The sequence below is a fragment of the Aeromonas sp. R2-3 genome, from assembly GCF_040908375.1.
In the GTDB taxonomy this organism is placed as follows: domain Bacteria; phylum Pseudomonadota; class Gammaproteobacteria; order Enterobacterales; family Aeromonadaceae; genus Aeromonas; species Aeromonas veronii.
The window spans coordinates 36913-58571 of sequence record NZ_JBFODP010000007.1 but is presented as its reverse complement, the minus strand read 5'-3'; the positions used below and the strand labels follow the sequence as shown (position 1 = coordinate 58571).

Annotated in this window: 15 protein-coding genes; 2 read left to right on the top strand and 13 right to left on the bottom strand. The window is 54.9% G+C overall.

Annotation, left to right across the window (positions count from 1 at the left end; all coding sequences use genetic code 11):
• The first annotated feature begins 266 nt into the window (after positions 1-266).
• On the top strand, positions 267-500 hold the full coding sequence (locus AB5Z02_RS02960; protein ID WP_005339294.1) for a hypothetical protein: 234 nt from the start codon (positions 267-269) through the stop codon (positions 498-500).
• On the opposite strand, the gene AB5Z02_RS02955 is transcribed toward AB5Z02_RS02960, so the two are convergent.
• On the bottom strand, positions 430-1254 hold the full coding sequence (locus tag AB5Z02_RS02955) for a helix-turn-helix transcriptional regulator (protein ID WP_368215247.1): 825 nt from the start codon (positions 1252-1254) through the stop codon (positions 430-432). The genes AB5Z02_RS02960 and AB5Z02_RS02955 overlap by 71 nt on opposite strands.
• A 92-nt stretch (positions 1255-1346) precedes the next feature.
• Here AB5Z02_RS02955 and AB5Z02_RS02950 point away from each other — a divergent pair, with 92 nt between their 5' ends.
• Positions 1347-2474, top strand: coding sequence for a multidrug effflux MFS transporter (locus tag AB5Z02_RS02950; protein ID WP_368215245.1), 1128 nt, complete (start codon positions 1347-1349; stop codon positions 2472-2474).
• 4 nt (positions 2475-2478) lie between these two features.
• On the opposite strand, the gene AB5Z02_RS02945 is transcribed toward AB5Z02_RS02950, so the two are convergent.
• The 12 genes from AB5Z02_RS02945 to AB5Z02_RS02890 all read right to left on the bottom strand — a co-directional run bounded on the left by AB5Z02_RS02945 (position 2479) and on the right by AB5Z02_RS02890 (position 21646).
• On the bottom strand, positions 2479-3162 hold the full coding sequence (locus tag AB5Z02_RS02945; protein ID WP_005357169.1) for a response regulator: 684 nt from the start codon (positions 3160-3162) through the stop codon (positions 2479-2481).
• Entirely contained in the window at positions 3162-5750 is a 2589-nt protein-coding gene (locus tag AB5Z02_RS02940) for an ATP-binding protein (protein ID WP_368215243.1), read from the bottom strand. Before AB5Z02_RS02940 ends, AB5Z02_RS02945 begins: the two co-directional genes overlap by 1 nt.
• 126 nt (positions 5751-5876) lie before the next feature.
• Positions 5877-6404, bottom strand: coding sequence for a potassium-transporting ATPase subunit C (locus AB5Z02_RS02935; RefSeq protein WP_042022978.1), 528 nt, complete (start codon positions 6402-6404; stop codon positions 5877-5879).
• 62 nt (positions 6405-6466) lie between these two features.
• Positions 6467-8524: a potassium-transporting ATPase subunit KdpB gene (gene kdpB / locus AB5Z02_RS02930; RefSeq protein WP_368215242.1), complete on the bottom strand. Its 2058-nt coding sequence runs from the start codon at positions 8522-8524 to the stop codon at positions 6467-6469.
• Between the two features lie 67 nt (positions 8525-8591).
• Entirely contained in the window at positions 8592-10286 is a 1695-nt protein-coding gene (kdpA, locus tag AB5Z02_RS02925) for a potassium-transporting ATPase subunit KdpA (RefSeq protein WP_139746950.1), read from the bottom strand.
• Between the two features lie 1047 nt (positions 10287-11333).
• Positions 11334-12293: a hypothetical protein gene (locus tag AB5Z02_RS02920; RefSeq protein ID WP_368215240.1), complete on the bottom strand. Its 960-nt coding sequence runs from the start codon at positions 12291-12293 to the stop codon at positions 11334-11336.
• A gap of 308 nt (positions 12294-12601) precedes the next feature.
• Complete coding sequence (locus tag AB5Z02_RS02915; RefSeq protein WP_368215239.1) at positions 12602-13060, bottom strand: hypothetical protein; 459 nt, start codon at positions 13058-13060, stop codon at positions 12602-12604.
• Positions 13057-15102, bottom strand: a complete 2046-nt coding sequence (locus tag AB5Z02_RS02910) for a hypothetical protein (protein WP_368215238.1) — start codon at positions 15100-15102, stop codon at positions 13057-13059. The genes AB5Z02_RS02915 and AB5Z02_RS02910 overlap by 4 nt, the downstream gene beginning before the upstream one ends.
• Positions 15103-15106: 4 nt before the next feature.
• Positions 15107-16834: a hypothetical protein gene (locus tag AB5Z02_RS02905; RefSeq protein WP_368215236.1), complete on the bottom strand. Its 1728-nt coding sequence runs from the start codon at positions 16832-16834 to the stop codon at positions 15107-15109.
• Positions 16827-18152: a site-specific integrase gene (locus AB5Z02_RS02900; RefSeq protein ID WP_323936516.1), complete on the bottom strand. Its 1326-nt coding sequence runs from the start codon at positions 18150-18152 to the stop codon at positions 16827-16829. The genes AB5Z02_RS02905 and AB5Z02_RS02900 overlap by 8 nt, the downstream gene beginning before the upstream one ends.
• A 100-nt stretch (positions 18153-18252) precedes the next feature.
• Positions 18253-19602 carry a glutathione-disulfide reductase gene (gorA, locus tag AB5Z02_RS02895; protein ID WP_368215233.1) on the bottom strand — a complete coding sequence of 450 codons (1350 nt, stop codon included), beginning with the start codon at positions 19600-19602 and terminating at the stop codon, positions 18253-18255.
• A 76-nt stretch (positions 19603-19678) separates the two neighbouring features.
• Complete coding sequence (locus AB5Z02_RS02890; RefSeq protein ID WP_193861270.1) at positions 19679-21646, bottom strand: ATP-binding protein; 1968 nt, start codon at positions 21644-21646, stop codon at positions 19679-19681.
• Between the last annotated feature and the right edge of the window lie 13 nt (positions 21647-21659).

Sequence of the window (21659 nt, the reverse complement as noted above, 5' to 3'; positions counted from 1 at the left end):
GGGGATGTAGCACCATAGCTCAGTTTAAAAGCGGGTGTCGATCAAAAAGATGGGACGTTCCACGTGGAACATGGCGCAAAAATCAAGCGTGGTTAAAAGCACCAACTGTTGGTTTAAAAATGACCGAGCGGGATGCATTTTGCGACTCAATTTGGTATCGAGATATAGTTAATTTAAACAAAATCATCATGTTATGAATTGCGTGAGGATTGGCACAACTATTGGAATAGCTATCTGGTCATCTCAACCATACCGGAGCAAACCAGATGAAAAGCCTGATCGCTACCCTGATTGTGAGTGTCCTGAGCCTGAACGTGATGGCCAACGAAAACCCGCGGCCCGAGCTGGAGAGTGTCCAGCTGGAGCAGGATGTGCAGAGCGAGTTGCAACAGGCATCCCATGCCGTGGTGCAGGATGCGCTGCATAATCTCAAGCCGCTGGCGCTGGATACCCTGGTGGTGGAGGCGAGTCAGGCTGTGGCGACTCACCCCGAGAGCTGAGGTAGCGCAGGGGGGTCTGTCCCGTATGTTGTTTGAAGAAGCTGATAAAGGCGCTGTCGCTGGAGAACTCCAGCGCAGCGGCAATCCGGCTGATGGACTCGCTTTCTGCCAGCAGCTCCATGGCGCGCAACAGCCGCCACTGCTGACGCCACGCCTGATAGCTCATGCCGGTCTCCCGCATGAAGATGCGGCCAATGGTCTTGTCACTGGCACCCACCCGCTCGGCCAGCCGGTTGAGCCGATCGGGCAGGGCATCCCCCCGTTTCAACTGCTGTAGCCAGTCGCCCAGTCTGGGATCCATCGGCAGCGGCAACTGCCACGACTCCCGCGGCGCCAGCCTCAATTCTTCCATAAACAGAGCCACCGTCCGTTGTTGCTGCTCTTGCGGTTTGTCCCACGGCCAGAGCGCCATCCGTTCGATCAGTTCGTGCAGCAGCGGATTGACTGCCAGCACTTCGACCGTGCCGGGCAACTCGGGGTGCGGCTGGAAGTAGAGGGAGCGGTAGGCCACCACACCGCGCATCAAGATCCGGTGTGAGGTGCCTGCAGGCAGCCAGGCGGCGCGGGTGGGTGGCAGCAGGCAGACCCGACCTTCCAGCTCCATGGTCATGCAGCCGGATTGGGCGAACAGCAGCTGATGACGTTGATGTTGATGCAGGCCCGAGTCGTGCCAACCGAGCGCGGAGGCAATGCCGATCACGCTGCCCGTCAGCTGGTCGGGGTCAAAAGGGTGATCGGGAAGAATAAAGGCCATATGTCCGATTTTTGATGTTTATAGTCCTGCTTATTGTAATCAGACAATCGGCATCTCTCTAGAATGACGACCTCTTGTGAAGGAGGTTTGTCATGAACAACAAGTTGCCACCGCTCTGGCTGGTGGTGGGATTGATGATGTTTCCCCAAATTGTGGAGACCATCTACAGCCCGATCCTGACCCACATCGCCAGCCAGTTTCAGGTGAGTGAAGGGCAGGCATCCCAGACCCTGTCGGTCTATTTTCTGGCGTTTGCGGTGGGCGTGGTCTGCTGGGGGCGGCTCTGCGATCTGATTGGGCGCCGTCCCGCCATGCTGGCGGGTCTGCTTACCTATGGCGTCGGCACCCTGCTGGCGCTGCTGGCCAACCAGTTTGAAACCCTGCTGCTGGCCCGGGTTATCTCGGCCTTTGGCGCCGCCGTGGGCTCCGTGGTGACCCAGACCATGCTGCGCGATAGCTATCAGGGCAGCGATCTGGCACGGGTCTTCTCGGTGATGGGCATAGCGCTCTCCTTGAGCCCGGTGCTGGGGCTGCTCAGTGGCGGCCAGCTGGCGAGCGGGTTCGGCTATCTCGGGGTGTTCAGCGGTTTGCTGATACTGGCGGTAGGCTTGCTGCTGGTGACCTGCTGGCAACTGCCGGAAACCCGCCCGGCCACCACCCGGCAAGTCGCACTCTGGCCGCTGGCATGTCGGATGATGAAAGATGGCGGGCTCTGGCGCAGTGCCATGCTGGTCGCCCTGTTCAACACCATGCTGTTTGGCTACTACAGTCTGGCCCCCTTCCTGTTTGCCGGATTGGGATTGAGCACCGGCGAGTTTGGCTATTCGGGGATCTTGCTGGCGCTGGCGACTCTGCTTGGCAGCCTGCTCAACAAGCATCTGCTGGGGAGGGGGTGGCTGCCGTCATCTCTGGTCAGGTTGGCTTGCGCTCTGGCGCTGGTCGCCGGGCTGCTGGTATGGGCGAGTCAGGCCAACTTCTGGTTCCTGTTGCCCATGATGGGGATTGTGGTGGCCTTCGGGCTGGCGATCCCCAATGTGCTGAGTCAGGCGCTGCTGGCCTATCGCGAGGTGGCTGGCAGCGCTGGCGCCCTGTTCGGGCTTGGCTACTACCTGCTGCTCAGTCTGGGGTTGGCGGTGGCGGCCGGATTGCAGGATCTCGGCCTGTTGCAGAGTGGCTGCGGTCTATTGGCGCTGATTTGCAGCGGGCGTCGTTCCACGTGAAACGTCAGTTGCCGATAAAGCGGTAGCCGATACCGGATTCGGTCTCGATAAGCGTCGGTTGCTGGGGGTTATCCCCCAGCTTTTTGCGCAGACTGGCGATGACGATGCGCAAGTAGTGGGTATCCTCCTTGTGGCTCGGCCCCCAGATGTCGTTGAGCAGCTGGGTCTGCATCACCAGCTTGCCGGGGTGGCACACCAGCGCCTGCAGCAGGGCGAACTCCTTGCGGGAGAGAGGGATCTCCTCGTCTTTCATGGTCACCTTGTGGCTGCTGACATCCAGCGTCAGGCCGCACTGGGGGAAGTGGCGCCGCTCGCCGCTGCTGACGCCAGCCCGCTGGCGCAACAGCACACGGATGCGGGCCATCATCTCGCCGATGCCAAACGGCTTGCTCATGTAGTCGTTGGCGCCGGCATCCAGTAGCCGCACCTTCTCCTGCTCCGAATCGCGGGCCGACAACACCAGCACCGGATTGGGGTGATGCTCGCGAATGGCCTGCAACACCTGAATGCCATCGCCGTCCGGCAGACCGAGATCGAGGATCACCAGATCGGGATTGAGGTGGCGATACTGCTCCAGCCCTTCATTGACCCCCACCGCCTCACTCACCTGATGGCCCTCGGCAATCAGGCTGATCCGCAGAAAGCGACGGATCGCCGCTTCATCATCTATGACCAGAATGTGCGCCATCAAACCTCCGGTGAATTGAGTGCGAGCGGCAGGGAGATGCGCATGCAGGTGCCGTTGCCATTGGGGCCGGAGAAGGCCCAAATCTTGCCGCCGTGGGCCTCTATCATAGCGCGGGAAATGGCAAGGCCAAGCCCTGTGCCGCGGCTGCCGCAATCGCCAACCGGCTGGGTGTAGAAGAGGTTGAAGATCTTCTCCCGATCCGATTCGGCGATACCGACCCCGATATCGATGATGTCGATGATGAGGTCGGGTTCGGCCACCATCACCTTGAACTCGATGGGGGTGCCTGCCGGCGAGTAGCGGGAGGCGTTGTCGAGAATGTTGACCAGCACCTGCTCGATCAGGGCGCCGTGCACATAGAGCTGGGGCACATGCTGATCGAAATGGACCAGCAGCTTGTGCTGGCGCCAGGAGGAGTCGAGCCGCTTGCGGGCGCTCTCCACCAGATCCGCCAGATCGACCCAGTCCCGTTTCAGCTGGAAGTCGGGGGAGCCGATACGAGTCATATCCAGCAGATTTTGCACATAGCTGTGCAGGCGGCGCGCCTCCTCCTGCACCGAGTGGAGCAGTTCGTCGCGGTCTTCGGCGGGGATCCGGTCACCATATTCCAGCAGGGTGCTGCCAGCCCCCATGATGGTGGCCAGCGGCGTCTTCAAATCGTGGGAGACCGAGGAGAGCAGGGCCGCGCGCATCCGGTCGGTCTCCGCCTGCAACTGGCTGTCGGCCAGCCGCTCGTTGAGGTCGATCCGCGCCAGCGCGGCGCGAATGTCGGTGAGCAGCGCCTGCAGCTGATGTTCGGCAGAGGAGGAGAGCGGATTGGCCAGCGTTATGCCGATCACCAGGTCATCGCTGAGGTGGTGATACTGGGCCTCGGCGGCATTGAGGGTGGCGGTGTGGGCCCCGGCGCTCTGCTTCTGGGCCAGACACCAGTCGATGGCCGCCTTGTCGGTCTGGCCGGGCCTGTGCTTCTCGTTGCCGAGCATGTCGTTGAACTCCTTGTCGATCACCACGGTCGGCTGGCCGAGCGCCAGTGAAATGGCCTGGGCACCTTGTCTGAGCACCTCCTCCGGGCTGCTGGCGGTGGCCAGCCCCTGACTGAGGGAGAGCAGGGCATTACCCAGCTGCTGGGTCTCTCGCAGACCGATCAGCTGTTGCCGCTGGCGGGAGGCGAGCCGTCCCGCGGTCATGCCGACGATAAGCAGCACAAACAGGGTGAGCAGGTCGCTGTGGTTGGCGACGCTCAGGGAGAAGTAGGGGGCGGTGAACAGCAGATTGTGGGCGATAAAGCCCAGCACCGCCGCCAGCGTAGCGGGCACCAGACTGGTGGTGAGGGCGGTCGCCAGCACCCCCAGCACGAAGATGAGCGGCAACGCTGCTGGTGGCAGCCAGTAGGAGAGCCCCCAGGCGGCGGCCGAGGTGATCCCCATGATGGTCACCGCCAGCAGGCTGTGGTGGATATCCTTCGGCGTCGGGGCGTGCATCCCCACTTTGGGCTTGTGTTTCTCGGTATCGACCAGAGTGATTTCGAGCCCCTGCGCCTGTTTGAGCAGGTGCTGCACCAGCGAGCGGCGCCACGGCGCCTTGTGAGGTTTGCCGAGCAGCAGCTGGGAGACCTGTTGCTGTTCGGCGGTCTCCAGCAGGGTGTTGGCGACCGCCGGGCTGGATAGCGTCAGCACCTTGGCGCCGAGGTGGGAGGCGAGCGCCAGCGCCTGCTCCACATCGGCAGAGCGGCGGCCATTGCTGTCGACATGCACCACCAGCCAAGGGAGTTGGCGGCGCTGGGCAAAGCGGTGGCCGTAGCGCACCAGCGCCGAGCCGTGCAGGTCACCGAGGCAAACCATCAGCTTGCCCCGCAGCGGCAAGGTGCTCTTGCCTGCTGCCTGCCACTGCAGTTGCAGATCGCCCTCCACATGGCTGGCAGCAGTCTGCATCGCCAGCTCCCGCAATGCGGTGAGGTTGTTGAGGGAGAAGAAGGATTGCAGCGCCGCCTTGGCCTGATGGGGCACATAGACCTTGCCCTCCTTGAGGCGGCCGAGCAGCTCCTTGGGGGGCAGGTCGATCAGCACCAGACTGTCGGCTTCCAGCAGCACCTGATCGGGCAGGGTCTCTTTCACCCTGACCCCGGTCAGCTGCCACACCAGATCGTTGAGACTCTCCAGATGCTGCACGTTGAGGGTGGTGTAGACGTCAATCCCGGCGTTGAGCAGCTCCTCCACATCCTGCCAGCGCTTCTCGTGGCGGCTGCCGGGGGCGTTGCTGTGGGCCAGCTCGTCCACCACGGCGATGGCCGGTTTGCGGGCGAGCAGGCCGTCGAGATCCATCTCCTCCAGTCGCTGCTGGCGGTGCATGTGGATCTTGCGCGGCATGATGGCGAGCTTGTCGAGCAGAGCCAGGGTCTCCTGACGGCCATGGGTCTCCACCACGCCGATCAGGATGTCTACCCCCTCTTTGGCCTGCTCCCGCACCGCCTGCAGCATGGCGTAGGTCTTGCCCACGCCGGGAGCGGCGCCGAGAAACACCTTCAGCTTGCCCTTGTGCTCCTGTTCCAGGCTCGCCAGCAGGGCGTCAGCCCTTACCTCATCACGCATCCCCATGCTCCTGCATCAGAATCGCCAGCAGGGCGTCGGTGCTTGCTACATCAGCCATTGTTATCCCTATCGAGCCAGCCGCCCGTTTCGAAAATCGAGGTCATCACCAAACCGGAATGGGCGCCATCAGGCGCCCTTTTTATGATCCAGTTGCAGATTCAGCTGGAGAATGTTGACCACCTGCGGGCCAAGGATACCAGCTTGTGTGGCCGACTTGACCTGCTCCGTCAGTTGGGCGGGATCCAGTCCACGTTCTTTGGCGACGCGGTCGACCTGAGCCAGCACCGCATCCAGCGGCAGGTGGGGATCGAGGCCGGAGGCGGAGCGGGTCAGCATGGCGGGGGAGCTGGTTTCAGGCTGTGCCTTGGCGGCCTGTTCGGCGAATTCTGCCCGCAGCGGCGAGCTCATCCCCAGATTGCTGGCGCTGCCGCCTATGGTGTTGAAATCGCTGGCGGAGGGGCGGGGATGGAAGTAGTCAGCTCGCTCGAATTTCTGCCCCAGCAGGGCGCTACCGATGAGTTGCTGCTTGCTGTCGGTCAGCTGGCTGCCGTTGGCCTGCCAGGGGAACAGCAGTTGGGCCAGCCCGGTGACGGCCAGTGGATAACCCACTCCCAGCAGCAGGGTCAGGGTCAACAGGGTTCTGATTGCTATCATGATTCTCTTGCTCCAAAAGGATGGCTGGGGATGCGGGTCTGACCCGCATCCCGATTATGTCGTTACACCAGACCCAGGCCGGTAATGACCAGATCGATCAGCTTGATGCCGATAAACGGCACCAGCAGGCCACCGACACCGTAGATCAGCAGGTTGCGGCGCAGCAGGCTGGCGGCCGAGCCTTTCAGGTCGACACCACGCAGTGCCAGCGGCACCAGCGCCACAATGATCAGGGCGTTGAAGATGATGGCCGACAGGATGGCGCTCTGCGGGCTGCCCAGCTGCATCAGGTTTAGCGCCCCCAGTTGCGGGTAGGCGGCGATGAACAGGGCTGGCAGGATGGCAAAGTACTTGGCCACGTCGTTGGCGATGGAGAAGGTGGTCAGGGCGCCACGGGTCACCAGCAACTGTTTGCCGACCAGCACCACATCCAGCAGCTTGGTGGGGTTGGAGTCGAGATCCACCAGATTGCCCGCCTCCTTGGCGGCCTGGGTACCCTCGTTCATGGCCAGCCCCACATCAGCTTGCGCCAGCGCCGGTGCATCGTTGGCGCCGTCACCGCACATGGCGACCAGACGGCCATCGGCCTGCTCCTGCCGGATATAGGCGAGCTTCTTCTCTGGCGTCGCTTCGGCGATGAAGTCATCCACCCCGGCTTCGGCGGCGATGGCGGCGGCGGTTTTCGGGTTGTCGCCGGTGATCATCACGGTGCGGATCCCCATATGGCGCAGGATCTGGAAGCGAGCCTTGATACCGGGCTTGATGATGTCCTTGAGGTATACCACTCCCAGCAGTTGCTCATGGGTACAGACCAGCAGCGGGGTACCACCCTGACGGGCGATGCTGTCGACTGACTTGAGCACCAGCTCAGGCACCGCCTTGCGGTCGAGGCTGAGGTAGTTCAACACGGCATCCACTGCCCCCTTGCGATATTGATGACCGTTGCGATCCAGTCCGCTCAGGCGAGTCTCGGCGCTGAAGGGGATCACCTTGTCGCTCTCCAGCTGGCTCGGCTTGGCCATGCTCTTGCTGGCCAGAGTCAGGATGGATTTGCCCTCCGGGGTGTTGTCACCCAGCGAGGCCAGCATGGCCGCTTGTGCCAGCAGGGCAGGGTCGACGCCGGGGGCCGGGATCAGTTCGTCAGCCATCCGGTTGCCGAAGGTGATGGTGCCTGTCTTGTCCAGCAGCAGGGTGCGCACGTCACCGGCCGCTTCCACGGCACGGCCAGACTTGGCGATGACGTTCAGCTTCACCAGTCGATCCATACCGGCAATGCCGATGGCGGAGAGCAGGCCGCCGATGGTGGTCGGGATCAGGGTGATAAAGAGAGCGATCAGGTAGAGACGCGGGACCTGGGTGCCGTTGTAGTCGAGGAACCAGGGCAGGGTGGCGACCACCAACAGGAAGATCAGGGTCAGGCCCACCAGCAGGGCGTCGAGCGCCATCTCGTTGGGGGTCTTCTGGCGCTTGGCCCCTTCCACCAGTGCGATCATCCGATCCAGCGTGCTCTCGCCCGGATTGTTGCTGACGCGCACCCAGATCTCGTCGGAGACGACCGTCGTGTTGCCGGTCACGCCGCTGCGGTCGGTGCCCGACTCGCGAATGACGGGTGCTGATTCACCGGTGATGGCCGCCTCGTTGACCGAGGCGATGCCGGCGACCACTTCGCCGTCGGCCGGGATCATCTCGCCGCTGCGTACCAGCACTAGGTCCCCCTTCATCAGGCTGGTGGCGGGCACCCACTCGCCCTGACCATCTTTGGCATTGGTCACCCGACGGGCCTTGAGCTGGCTCATGCCCGCTTTCAGGCTATCGGCACGGGCCTTGCCGCGTCCCTCGGCCAGAGTTTCTGCGAAGTTGGCAAACCAGAGGGTCAGCCAGAGCCAGGCGGTCAGCTGCCAGGCCAGCGAGGGGGCGACGCCGGAGAAAGGCTGCCCCAACAGCGATTCCACGGTCGCCATGACTGCGGCCAGCCAGAGGGTGAACAGGATGGGGCTGCCAAACAGCGCCTTGGGATTGAAGCGATAGAGGGCCTCAATCATTGCCTGGATGATCTGTGATTTCTGTTTTTTGCCCTTCACCAACATGGTGTCGGTGCTCATTGCAGTGGACTTGCTCATTGGAAAGCTCCCAGCATCAGATAGTTGGCCATTGGCATCCGGATGGTGATCGACAGGGTCAGGTTCATCAGAATGCACCTCCGATCAGACTCAGATGTTCAGCCACCGGGCCCAGTGCGAGCACCGGCAGGAAGGAGAGGCCACCTATCAGCAGGACGGTGATGATCAGTAGGGTAACGAACAGCGGGCCGCTGATGGGGAAGTCCCCTTCGCTCGTCTCCTGACGGGGCGCGCGGGCCAGCTGACCGGCGATAGCCAGTACCGGAATGATGTAGCCGAAGCGACCGAGCAGCATGGCCAGACCGATGGCGATGCACTGCCAGTTGTCACCGGCGGCAAAACCGGCAAAGGCGGAGCCGTTGTTACCAGCAGCCGAGGCGTAGGCGTAGATGAGGCGTGACAGACCGTGCGGGCCATCATGGCCGATGATGGTGCTGGCATCCGGCATCAGCAGGGTGACACCACCGATCACCAAAACCCCCACCGGCATGACCAGCATGCTGGCGACGACCCACTTCATTTCGGTGATGCCGAGGCGTTTGCCCAGATAGGTCGGGGTACGCCCCACCATCAGGCCGCACAGGAACACGGTCAGAAGCACGAACAGCATCATGCCGTAGATACCGGAGCCGACCCCGCCGAAGATGACCTCACCCAGCAGCATGTTGATCATGCCCACCATGCCGCCGAGCGGAGTAAAGCTGTCGTGCATGGCGTTGACGGCACCGTTGGAGGCGGCAGTAGTCGCCACTTCCCAGATGCTGGAGAGCACAGGGCCGAAGCGGCTCTCCTTGCCTTCCCAGTTGCCAGTCATGTTGCTGGCGTCAGTGGTGAGGTGGGCGAGGGCGGGATCCGGTTTCAGCTCCTGGGAGAGGGAGACGAAGAGCCCCAGCACCAGCATGAGGGTCATGGCACCGAGAATGGCGCGGCTGTGGGCCATGTCTTTCACATAGCGGCCCAGAGTAAAGACCATGGCGGCGGCGATGGTGAGCAGGGCGACCATCTCCAGCCAGTTGGAGAGGGCGGTCGGATTCTCGAACGGATGTGCCGAGTTGATGCCGAAGAAGCCGCCGCCGTTGGAGCCAAGCTGCTTGATGGCGATCTGCGAGGCCGCCGGGCCGAGGGGCAGCAGCTGCTCCTGACCTTCCATACCGTGGAACGGCAGATAGGCGGAGAGGCTTTGCGGCACCCCTTGCCATACCAGCACTAGCGCCATGATCAACGCGATGGGCAGCAGCACATAGAGGCAGAAACGCACCAGATCCTGCCAGAAGTTGCCAAGGTTGATGGTCTGCTGGCGGGCGATTCCGCGGAACAGGGCAATGGCGACGGCTGCGCCCGTCCCTGCGGAGACAAAGTTCTGGGTGGTCAGCCCCACCATCTGGCTGAAGTAGGAGAGGCTGGCCTCACCGGAATAGGCTTGCCAGTTGGTGTTGGTCATAAAGCTGACCGCGGTGTTGAATGCCAGTTGCCAGCTCAGACCCGGCAGTTGCTGCGGGTTGAGGGGCAGCAACCCCTGAGCCATCAGGATCAGGAACAGCAGACCGAAACCGGCGCCGTTGAAGGCCAGTAGGCTGAGGGCGTAGGACTTCCAGTCCTGCTCCCGCCCATCGGTGCCACAGCAAGCCAGTGTGGCGCGCTCGACCGGTGCCAGCCAGCGAATTTTGCCTTCAAATACCCGGTAGATGTAGTTGCCCAGCAGCGGTGCCGGCAGCAGAACCAGCAGCACGAAGGCCACCGGATAGATTATTTCTTGCCACATGTTCTAGTTCCTCACTCGTGGTCACGGTGCGTCAGGGCACGCATTGGATTGCTCACGAGGCTCGGCAGTTTGCTGGCCACCGGGTAGATAATTTCTTGCTGCATATAGGTAGTCCCTCACTCGTGACTGCGCGTGAGTGCGCGCATCAGATAGGCCATCAAGGCGAGGACGAGCAGCAGATATAGCCAATTCATATCGACTCCATTGAGATAATTAGCTGCGAGAGCCGATGTAAGACCACATCGACTCTGTTGGTGTCATTGACGCTGAAAAGGGTATGTAAAACAGGCGTAAAGGCGCCATAAAGCGCCATGTGGCAGGCGTAAAATCGGCGTAAAGAACGACGGATTTGCGAGATAAATGGCGAGGAGTGATCAAAAAACCCGGCCTGAGCCGGGTTTGGATGAAGGGATTACATGGCTGTAGAAGCCGGCTGCTCGTGACAGGCCAACTTCATCAGCCCTTAGCGCATAGTGTCGGACTACCTACACAGATTGACTATGAAATAAATCTGGAAATCCTTGTATGATAAGGCTTAGTGGCCTTTTCCAGAAAAATAGTAATTTTTTGCTATTTTTCCTAAATATCGACTTTGATAGTACCAATTTCCAGAAAAATAACAATATCTAGGGCAACCGTCATCGCATGGTCATAGCGAGCAGCTTCTCGCTCAAAATCGATAACTCTACACAATGCTCAGGCGGGTAGTGCGGTCAGCGCAGCTTGTCAATCAGCTTGTTGGACTGCTCCAGCGTGAGCTGCACGTCCTGGAAGTGGTGTGGTGTTTTTGCTTGCCTGACAGAGTGGATCAAGCAATAGAAAAAGTGGGATCACTATACGATAGTCCCACTTTTCCTTGTATCAATACAGTCCCAGCGAATGATTATCCCAGCAGTGGCGGCGATTGTCAGCCCTGTATCGAGAAGACGGATTACCACATTCCGGCGAAATTGATGCCAGCAACCTCATCTCGGTGAACAGTTCTCTTATTCGTGCCATCCCCATGAGATATGCGGCGCTGAATCGGGTGCACACGCCAACATATTGCTACGGTATATCTATCTTAAACTTATAATTTATTGTTTGGTCTGTTATTCCATTAAGCGTAAATTTCTCTACAAGATTACCAGACAAATTCTCTCCAAATTCGCCTATTAACATCCTAACTGATTCTGGTTGGAGCTTTGCGAATGGAGTGCTAATGGTTATTTCATACGGCCCAGCTCTTAGTGGCGTTTCGTTATTTGAAAATGGCTTAAACCGCATAGAACCATTAATTGTTACAGTAGTGTTTTGTTGTGCCAAATAACCATCGCCGCCTATCATTATTGGACTTACTACCATCGCCATCACTGGTGAATCTTTTGGTAAGTTAGTTTCTGCACTTATCAGTAATTTGCCATCTTGAATATCTACTTCTGGATTGATAAACACATTTATTTCTGGTGGCTTACAGGCTGAGCCAGCGCATTTTGTATCTTTCTGCATTGGCCCTGCATCAGACGAATCTGTAGCTAACACTTTATTATGTGCGCTACATTGGTATTTTTCGCCACCATGCTCGTGCATTAAATAACTCACAGCCACACCTGTAAGGCGGTTTATTTCGACATGCTGCATTGGCCGCCAAGAGTTTCCCCGAGACCATTCGATGGTGTATTTAATATAATCTTGGTTGAACGTCGGTTTTAATAAGCGGAATGCAGTTAAGTCCCTACCTTGTGATTCTCCGTCTTCATCGACGATCACCAGGCCTGTCCAGCTAGCGCCTTTACCATTAGCTGCGCAATTTGAACCTGAATATCCGGGCCACCCTTTAACATCAAAACAAAGCAAGCCGGAATCGGATATATAAGGAGTTGGCCATATGGATGTTATGTAATCATATTTATCTTCCCTCTCGCAATTTATCCACATCACGGCATTCGCCATCTTTGGAAAAATCACAACCAATAAAACAGTTATGATTCCCCGCGATATGCCGACACAAGTCTTCCAGTCTTTCATACTCGCCACTCCACTAATCGCTTTAGTCACAGTAACACGAAGCCCTGCCTCTGCGCACTAAAATCAAAAAAATATCAGATAACCACGCTCAGGTGATGTAGCCAATCAGTTGATAGTGCATCGATGTTATTATATTGTCGTATGCATCGTTCAGGAATATTGCCTAAGGAAGAGGCAAGCAAGTCACCAAACACCAAAACATGTATCTATAACCAACTGAATTTAAATGGTTCAAAAATTTCAGTTTTATTGTAAGTGATATATATTCAAACCCGCCCTAACTATCGATAGGCCTTAATCATCATAATCTATTTTATCGCTGTGATATTGTCACGATTAGCTCTTATCAGTTTCTCTTTCAGCTCCTCATTTTCGTACTCAAGTTCACTGATTTTCGCTAGGGCCTTGACGAGTTTGTCGTTTAATTGATGCTGGGCCGCAGCGAACAAGGCCAGCTTGTTTTTTTCAGCCTCGTACTTCTCCTTGTAGTTCGTTTTAATTCGCTTTTGCTCGTTGAGCTTGGCTCGCACGGCCTGAATCTCTGGCACTACCAGGTTGCCTCTATCTGTAGAGATTTTTGATTTGGCGGCTTTTACCTTGGCAACAAACTCAGGGTAGTAATAGCCGCTGCCATTGCCTAGGTTAGCCTCCTCCTCTACAGCTCTTACGCTGAGTTTGCGGCTCTTAGGGATACGTTTAGGCTGACCTTGTATGATGCGTTCCAACGCCGCCTCTAAGATCATTAAGGTGTTCTCGCTTTTGTTCATACTGTCGTTACCTTAAGTTCCGGCTCAAAGGGAGTAAATATCATGCCAAAGTCTGACATTACATTTTCTGCTGCTCGTATCTGAGTGATGTAATGGCTGCGTTCGGTCACAGAAATATCGTCACCTAACGCCATATAAGCGATTAAACTGCGGTGTTTTTTCTGCCACCATGTGGCTTGTTGTTCGTCAATAATGCTACTGCCAGAACCACAATCTACGCAGAATTGTGGTGTGACCACACCATCCATATCGCAGTCATATCCCGACTTACAATAGCTGTGCATAGAGCCATGAAGGGTTAGTTTCCCCTCTTTAACCGCTTTGTAAATCACCTCCCAAGAGCCATAAATGGTTGGCACATCACCGCGCATCTTCATAATGGCCTTACCATGAGTTCCTGACAGTGTTTCATCCGAGTGCCATTGGTTGAAAATTTTATTTGCTGTGCATTCGGCATTAATATCAGCCAACAAGTTACGCATCTTGTCATCAATTTTTAAATTGTGCAGATTAGCTAGTTTGCCGCCATTGGTGTACCACTCCGTCATAGACAAATATAGATGCTTAAACTGTTGCTTAAGCGCAACCAAGGTGCCAAAGCGGTTTTTAATGCAATAAAATGCCAGCGTGCGCCGAAATTGGTGTGGAGTCAAAGGCCAAGGTTTCCCTGGTACTACATCCTCTTTCACGCGTACCAATGATCGAGGATTAGACATAAGGCACTCTTGGTAGTCGGCTTCGGTAACAGAGAAATCAAACTGCCGACAAAAGCGCTTTAATCGCTCACTCCAATTGTTGATAAGTACAGGAGGTCTTGAGCGTTTATATTGATTTACCCATAGTGTATTGGCGTATTTTTCATTCGGGTAGTTAACGTCTTTTCGCCAGTTTTCCGTAAGTACGGTCATCAGTTCAATGGCAATTTTTGATGATGCAGCCGTCACCCATGTTTCACGCTTTTCACCTAGCTTAAAGCTGTGAGATTGCAGCATGTGGTAATCCCGCCCCTCGAACGTATCTTTGTAGTAACAGCCAGGAGCTAGTTTATTCAGTTCCGAGTCTCGCATTCCACTAAAGCCGCCACAGATAATGTAACTTGCGGTGATGAGATTTGATAAGTAACGTTGGAAATGGTCTCCATGCGTTAATTTAATGCTGGGGAGTTTGTTGGCTAAAGTGGATAGAATTTTTCTCTGCTCTTGAGGTTTGTTATCTATGATTGCAGCAGCGTATTTATGTCTATTGATACTCCCATCCATATTAATAAAAGAAAACATTGAGCCAGATTTAATCTTCACATCCAAGTTGTTCTTAGCTAAATTATAGTTTTCTTGTAGGGCTTTTTCTGTGTCTGAAATTAGTTTCCGGTGTGGGTAAGCACTCTCTACTAACTCAATCGCTTTACCATAGATGGCATCACATAAACGCTCTGGAATTACGAGAGTTTGTTGCGCCTCCTTCGAACTGAGGGACTTCGCTTTTATATTGGCTTTAATGGGAGTTAAGCCCAATTCTAACTTGTGCCATGAGGCAAAGTCAGTCGCAGCATTAACTGCAACAAAAGTTTGTTCGAGCGCACTCTGGGAGAATTTTTGGGATATCAAATAGTTCTCAAACTCTACCCAGATGTTTGAATGAGATAGTGCGCTTAGGGAGCTGTGATTGCTTTTAAATAAAAACTGGTAAGCGCGTTTAATTGCAGTCAGCCGAACATAAATACTCGAGAATTTCACTGCCTTTATATTCTTAGGGCTTTTGTTAAATAACCAACCATAGGTGATGAGTTTAAGCTCTCGTTGCAATTTTGGCGTATAGTCGAACTCTTTGAAATTTAGGTTGTTTGCATTTTTTTTTCGAGAAAATGGCATGCAATTCCAAACATTTTGTCCAAAGCAGGCAGTAACCTGACCATCTCTGTCTTTGCAGACTGTGACAATATCAAGTTTGTCAAATTGCCCTTCATGGTAGAGTTTGACCACATCTATGTCCTGAACTTTATGCTGATCAGGAAAACTGCTGGAATAGAGGTGTGTAGTGTCCATTGTTTTACCTTCTGGGTGGGGGCAGCAGATTTAACAGATATGCACTGTCGTCCCAGGCTGGGTGTAAACCTTCGTCGTTTAACTTTTTTTCGGCTTGCTTTAGTATCTTTTTATTGATGGTCGGGCATATATTTACATCTATAAAGTTAATGATTTTCTGGAAATTTTTTCGGTAGTGGCTGGCATCCAAATGTAGATACAGCGACTCCTCAATACATGCCTTAAACGACAGTAAACACCAAATGTCAGAAACAGACTGAACTATTACTTGGTCAGGGCAGCCGAAGCAAGCTAGCAGATCTGCGCAGGCTAAACGCTCCCCCTCTTTTAGTAGTCCATGCTGTTGCGCTTTGCGTGAGTATTTATCAGACCTTTCGCCAAAGGGTGCCTTACAACTTCCACCGTTGGGTGTTCGACTTAAATTAGGGAGGTTGACATTATATTCCGCATCAATAACTAGTACCTCAATCCCTAAGCTTTTCTGTGCCTCTTTTACGTCAATCTTATTTTTTATCTGTGCCTCACGAATGGAAATAGTATCTTGCATCATGCCATTGTTAGCGATTTTACTCCCTTCGCTATAATGTTTTTTGCGCGTTTTAGGGGTATTGTTGAGCATGAGATCGTTAGCCAGGTCACCTTGGTGGTAAGCTGTTAACTGTGCTCCTGTTTCGCGAAAACGGCTTATGACTGGTCGTAAGCGGCGGTTAGTTTGATCGGTAAAGGTAAAGTGCTTTTCGACCCACATACTCAGGAAGGTCTCTAGCACCTTTGATGTTAAAGGTTGTGTTTTTTTTGAGATAACCGTTTGCAGCAAAGTGGCGTTTTCACCATTATGGATACATTTGGATGCAGCCAGCAATTTATCAAAAAAATCCAAGGCATACTTGGGGATTTCTAATTCATGTCCACCTATCTCAAGTTGGATGGTTTTAAACGCACGGCGCTTAAACGCTGGCATGGTGTACCACACTTCACCAGCCTTTGTTGAGGCGTTGTTCGGCTGTTTTAGTTTGAACAAATCACTGGTGTTGGCGTAAGTGTAGTAAGACAGTAAGTAGGTCGCTGCACACATCATTTTTGTTATTCCTATGGCTAGCGGGTACTGCTGCCCTTGCCACTGAAACGTCATCGTTTTTGTTTTGAAGCTACTGTTAATATGTTTTTCTGGGTTTTGGATGAACTGCTGATAGGTTTGCTTAAACAGCGACCTTAGAAATGGTAGTAGTTGATTTAGATCGCTGCGACTGTAAGCTTCAAATGGCTCACAATCGCTCCCATCTCTGATCACTATTCTATCGAAATAACTTGTCGGTAGTTCTAGATACTTAGTAAATAACGTGACCATGACTGAGCGGGTTCTTTTATAGCTATTTCCTTTGTATTGTCCTAGCATCACTTTAGTATCCATATAAGACATATAGCCTTCTAAAGATCGCTGGGTAAATGCGGGTGTATTATGCTCGTCACACCATTTTAGATACTGAGCTGTTTGTACAAATATAGTTTTATGTGAGGCTAGACTGCCGCCCTCTTCAATTTTTTCGTCGAACTGTGACTTTAATTGGTAAATAATTTGCTTGCGGTCGGCCTCGTTAAATTGCCCACCTTGTTGCAACGCTACGGTCGAAGGTAATCCCTTGAAAAGGTAGCGATTGAAGTCAGCCCTGTAGTCATCAAGCTGAATACACAACTTGGGATTCCAACCACTGATGTAGGTAACATTATTCATCGTTACCACCCAACGCCTCATGCATGATGCTATCGAGCATCCCCAATTTTACTTTGAACGCCTCTTTCTGTTTTAAGAAACGTAGATATTTCCAAGTGGTAGACTCGTTTTTGTGTCCCATCCAGCCCATTAGCAGCTCCATACACTCCACGGCTGGAAAGTTGGCTTCCAACAGATCATTGAGACGATAGGTGCCGTAGGTGGAACGCAGATCATGAAAGCGATGTGTAAATGATGGATGAACCTGTTTGAGCTGAGTCCTGAACTCTGTCCAGCGAGCCTCGATGGATTTAGCGGTTACGGGATTTCCTTGGTTGCTGACAAAAAGTGGTTCGTGCTTTTTGCACCATTGAAGAGTATCTATTGCCGCTTGATGAAAAGATGCTTGAGGAGCGCTCAAGAGCTCAATTTTTTCGTAGAGTTTGGTTAAGCGTTTTAGGCGGCGCTCTGAGGCGCGATATTCATTCAACACTGCTAACAATTGCGCTGAGATTTCAATCTGTCTTGATTTACTATATTTGGTTTGAACACCAGTTACTTGTGGTGAGAGCAATAGTTCATAGCGGTGTTGGCTTTCAGCCAGTGGCGTGGCCGTATTTAGAGCATCAATGGTTAATGTTGCGACTTCATTAATGCGTAGCCCAGTATCAATAGATAGCAGCACTTGTAAACGCAGTTCCTCTGCTGTTTGTGGTAAATGCTGGGTCAAGATAGCCAATGATTCACGACTTAATGGAGATAAGGGGCGAACGTTTTTGCTGTTCGCGTCACGTGCGACTTTTATCCTCAAATCGCTGGTTTGCACGTTATAGGTAGGGGAGAGATGTGCCAGCATCCCTGTATTTTTGACAGAGACAAATTCAATTTTAAAGGGCGCTTCCTTCTCATTCTTGATTCTGAGGTAGCCATCGTGCATCAACCACTTGTAGTAATTCACTACATGGTTCATGCGCACACTGGCAGTGCTTTTTGCCAGCTCTTCAAGTTTGACTTGTTTCAGTAAATGAGAGCGAAACTGGTATGTAGGCTTTAAACGCTTTATTGGCGGGAAGTGATCCCAAGTCAAGCCGTTATCTTCAAGGAACTGATAGTAGGCGTAAAGAGCTTTGGCACAAGAAGAGAGGTCTTTGGCTTGATTAATGGCCTTTTGATAGAACAGGTAGCTGTTCGCTTCGTGATTAAAGGTGCCATCCTGGGTAAACAGGGTGGGCAAGGAGCCAATGTTGCCACTGATGGGATCGCAAGACAACGCGCCTTGGGCATCGGTTTGAAGCTTAGTTTTGGTGCATACGTCTGCTGAAGAAATGAGATAGGACATAAATCTACCTAGAAGATGCCACTGACCATACATACAGTATAGACAGTGGCAGGGCCTTTTCCAGATTTACTTATGTGTGTGGGTTGCTTTTCCTACACCGCTACCTAAGGGTAACGAACTCTTCAGCACTGGTCGGATGGATAGCCACGCAGTTGTCGAAGTCCGCCTTGGTGGCACCCATCTTCATGGCGACGCCGAAACCTTGCAGGATCTCGTCCATCGCAAAGCCGATACCGTGCAGACCGACCACCTTCTCTTCCGGGCCGACACAGACCAGCTTCATCCGGGTGGGCTGGCGATGCTGGGTCAGCGCAGAGTACATGGCGGTGAACTGGCTGCGGTAGACCTTCACCTGGTCCTCGCCGTATTGGGCGATGGCTTCAGGTTCGGTCAGGCCTATGGTGCCGATGGGCGGGTGGCTGAACACCACGGTCGGCACCAGATCGTAGTTGAGGTGCTCGTTCGGCTTGTTGTTGAACAGCCGCTCGGAGAGGCGACGGCCCGCAGCGACGGCCACCGGGGTGAGCTGGATGCGACCCGTGTTGTCACCCACTGCATAGATGTTGGCGGCGGCGGTGTTCTGGAACTTGTCGGTCGGGATAAAGCCCTTCTCGTTCAGCGTGATGCCAGCGGCAGCCAGATTGAGGTTGTCGGTAGCCGGTACCCGGCCGATGGCCCAGATCAGGCAGTCGACGGTGAGGTGGCGACCATCTTCCAGTTGCAGGGTCAGGCTGTTGTCAGCGTTCTTGAGCACGGCTTTGGGAATGGCGTAGGTGTGCAGCTTGGGCCCTTCCTGCGCCATGATTTCGACCAGTGTCTCGTGGATCATGGGGTCGAAGTTGCGCAGCGGCGCGTGCTTGCGCACCACCAGATGGGTCTCTGAGCCGAGCGCCTGCATCACCCCTGCGATCTCGACTGCGATGTAGCCCGCGCCCACTACGGCAACCCGCTTGGGCTGGCTTTGCAGGTCAAAGAAACCGTCGGAGTCGATACCCAGCTCGGCTCCCGGGATCGCCGGAATTTCCGGGCGGCCACCGGTGGCGATCAGGATGTGATCGGCCGTGTAGTGCTCGCCATTAACCTCGATGGTGTTGCTGCTGACGAAGCGGGCGAAGCCCTTGATGACGGTGATCTGGTTCTTGCCCAGCACGTTCTGATAGGACTGGTGAATGCGGCCGATGTAGGCCTGGCGGGACTCGACCAGCTTGGCCCAGTTGAAGTTGTTGAGGGTGGTGTCAAAGCCGTAGTCGGCGCCATATTTCAGGGCATCGGCAATCTGGCCTGCATACCACATGGCCTTCTTCGGTACGCAGCCTACGTTGACGCAGGTTCCACCCAACTCTTTGGCTTCAATCAGGGCAACTTTCTTACCGTACATGGCAGCCCGGTTGGCAGAGGCGATACCGCCGCTGCCGCCGCCGATGGCGATATAGTCAAAATGCTGTGCCATTGCGAGGTTCTCCGCTCATTAAGAATGCAATCACAGCATGATGGGGATAAAGCGGCTGGCTCACAAGAGCCAGCGCTCAGTTATGTTGAATCGGCAGGCGAATATGGAACTGGGCGCCCTGGCCCGGTTCGCTGGCACAGCTGATACGGCCTTTCAGCAGTTGCACCACCAGGTTGTAGATGATGTGGGTGCCCAGACCGCTGCCACCCTGACCCCGCTTGGAGGTGACGAAGGGATCGAAGATGCGCGGCAAGATTTCTGGCGGGATGCCGCGGCCGTTGTCCGAATAGTCGATAAACAGCTCTTCTCCCTGTTGTTCCACCTTGATGGTGATCTTCTTCGGTTTGTCCCAGCTGTCGAACCCGTGGTTGATGGAGTTGAGGATCAGGTTCGAGTAGATCTGGGTAAAGCTGCCCGGGAAGGAGAAGATCGACAGCTTGGGATCGCACTGGATATCCACTTCGCACTGGCTCTTCTTCAGTTTGTGGCCAAGCGAGACCACTACCTGATGGAGGTTGTCGGCGAGGCTGAAGTTGTAGCGTGCTTCCGATGACTGGTCGACCGCTACCTGCTTGAAGCTGGCGATCAGCTCGGAGGCGCGGCGCAGGTTGCTCTGCAGCAGTTGCATCGACTCGTCGAGGTTGACGGTGAACTCGTTGAGATAGGAGCGAGACAGCTGCTTGGAGTCGATATGAGACTTGAAGTCGGCGACCCGCTCCTGCAGGTAGGAGGAGGCGGTTACGCTGATGCCGATCGGAGTGTTGATCTCGTGTGCTACCCCGGCCACCAGCGAGCCGAGGGAGGCCATCTTCTCCGACTCCACCAGGGTCTGCTGGGCCTGTTTCAGGTCATCGTACGCCTTGCCGAGCTGGTTGTTGGCTTCACTCAGGCTGCGGGTACGTTCCACCACCTTGCCTTCCAGCTGTTCGTTGAGCTGGATTATCTCCCGCTCGACCTTTTTCAGCTGGGTGATGTCGTAACCGAAGCCGATCTGGTACTTGAGGTTGGGGCCATCGTAGAAGGGTACGAAGGTCCATTGCAGTACCAGCTCATGGGCCTGCTGGTCATGCATGATGACCTCTTTGTCGGCCAGTGAACCTTCCGCCGCCAGAATATCGTTCAGCTCTTCCCGTTGCGCCGGGCTGACAAAGAGATCCAGCCAGTTGTGCTGCAACAGCTCCTGCTGGTGGTAGCCGGTCAGCAGTATGGCTGCCGGGTTGATGCTGGCGATGGTCAAATCCGGTTCCATGCAGCAGATGACCATGTTGGCGGAGTTGATCAGGGTGGCGGAGAAGTCCCGTTCCTTTTGCAGTTGTTCGACCGCCTGATGGCGAGCAACCAGCTCGTCACGCAGTCGGGTACGCATCTGGTTGAGGGTGGAGACCAGGGTATCCAGCTCATCGGGTTTCTTGCGTGGCTGCGGGCGGCCTTCCAGCTCCAGCTCCATGTCGAGCCGATCGAGGTTGAACTTCTGGGCGTAGTTGGCGATGCGGTTGATGTGCCTGACCACCAGATAGTAAATGATGATCAGGATGCAAAATGAGACCACCAGGGTCTTGATGGTCTGGCTGACCATGATCAGCACCGATTTTTCGATGAGGCGCTGGTAGATCTGCTCGAGAGAGGCGGCAACGAACAGCTTGCCGACGATTTCACCCTGATAGGTGAGGTTGAATTCGCGGGAGATATCATAGCTTTCCCGCTCGACCCCCTGGGTCAGTAGCGGGACTTCGGAGTTGCCGAGCATCTCCTTGACCATCACGAACTGCATGTTGGGCAGGTTCATGATCCCTTCAATTTGCACTTTGACCTGCTCTTCATCCAGGTTCCACAAGCTGGCGGCGATGGGTTGCAGGAACGAGGCCTCGATCTGGCCGATGCTGTCTTCGATGACGGCAACATCCTTGCGGTAATCCCAGGCGAGTTGCAGCGCCGTAATGATCATCGCCAATACGGTACTGCAGACCAGAATGTAGGAGAGCAGGCGATATGAGAGTCCGTTGCGGCCTACGGCCCTGGCGGTCTTGGTGAAGAGTCCTGACATGGCGTCCTTGCGG

Excerpts from the sequence above, each read along its gene's own strand:
- AB5Z02_RS02960 (WP_005339294.1), top strand. The coding sequence starts at position 267 with ATGAAAAGCCTGATCGCTACCCTGATTGTGAGTGTCCTGAGCCTGAAC.
- AB5Z02_RS02955 (WP_368215247.1), bottom strand. The coding sequence starts at position 1,254 with ATGGCCTTTATTCTTCCCGATCACCCTTTTGACCCCGACCAGCTGACG.
- AB5Z02_RS02900 (WP_323936516.1), bottom strand. The coding sequence starts at position 18,152 with ATGTCCTATCTCATTTCTTCAGCAGACGTATGCACCAAAACTAAGCTT.
- AB5Z02_RS02915 (WP_368215239.1), bottom strand. The coding sequence starts at position 13,060 with ATGAACAAAAGCGAGAACACCTTAATGATCTTAGAGGCGGCGTTGGAA.
- gorA (WP_368215233.1), bottom strand. The coding sequence starts at position 19,602 with ATGGCACAGCATTTTGACTATATCGCCATCGGCGGCGGCAGCGGCGGT.
- AB5Z02_RS02890 (WP_193861270.1), bottom strand. The coding sequence starts at position 21,646 with ATGTCAGGACTCTTCACCAAGACCGCCAGGGCCGTAGGCCGCAACGGA.
- AB5Z02_RS02945 (WP_005357169.1), bottom strand. The coding sequence starts at position 3,162 with ATGGCGCACATTCTGGTCATAGATGATGAAGCGGCGATCCGTCGCTTT.
- kdpA (WP_139746950.1), bottom strand. The coding sequence starts at position 10,286 with ATGTGGCAAGAAATAATCTATCCGGTGGCCTTCGTGCTGCTGGTTCTG.
- AB5Z02_RS02905 (WP_368215236.1), bottom strand. The coding sequence starts at position 16,834 with ATGAATAATGTTACCTACATCAGTGGTTGGAATCCCAAGTTGTGTATT.
- AB5Z02_RS02940 (WP_368215243.1), bottom strand. The coding sequence starts at position 5,750 with ATGCGTGATGAGGTAAGGGCTGACGCCCTGCTGGCGAGCCTGGAACAG.
- AB5Z02_RS02920 (WP_368215240.1), bottom strand. The coding sequence starts at position 12,293 with ATGAAAGACTGGAAGACTTGTGTCGGCATATCGCGGGGAATCATAACT.
- kdpB (WP_368215242.1), bottom strand. The coding sequence starts at position 8,524 with ATGAGCAAGTCCACTGCAATGAGCACCGACACCATGTTGGTGAAGGGC.
- AB5Z02_RS02950 (WP_368215245.1), top strand. The coding sequence starts at position 1,347 with ATGAACAACAAGTTGCCACCGCTCTGGCTGGTGGTGGGATTGATGATG.
- AB5Z02_RS02910 (WP_368215238.1), bottom strand. The coding sequence starts at position 15,102 with ATGGACACTACACACCTCTATTCCAGCAGTTTTCCTGATCAGCATAAA.
- AB5Z02_RS02935 (WP_042022978.1), bottom strand. The coding sequence starts at position 6,404 with ATGATAGCAATCAGAACCCTGTTGACCCTGACCCTGCTGCTGGGAGTG.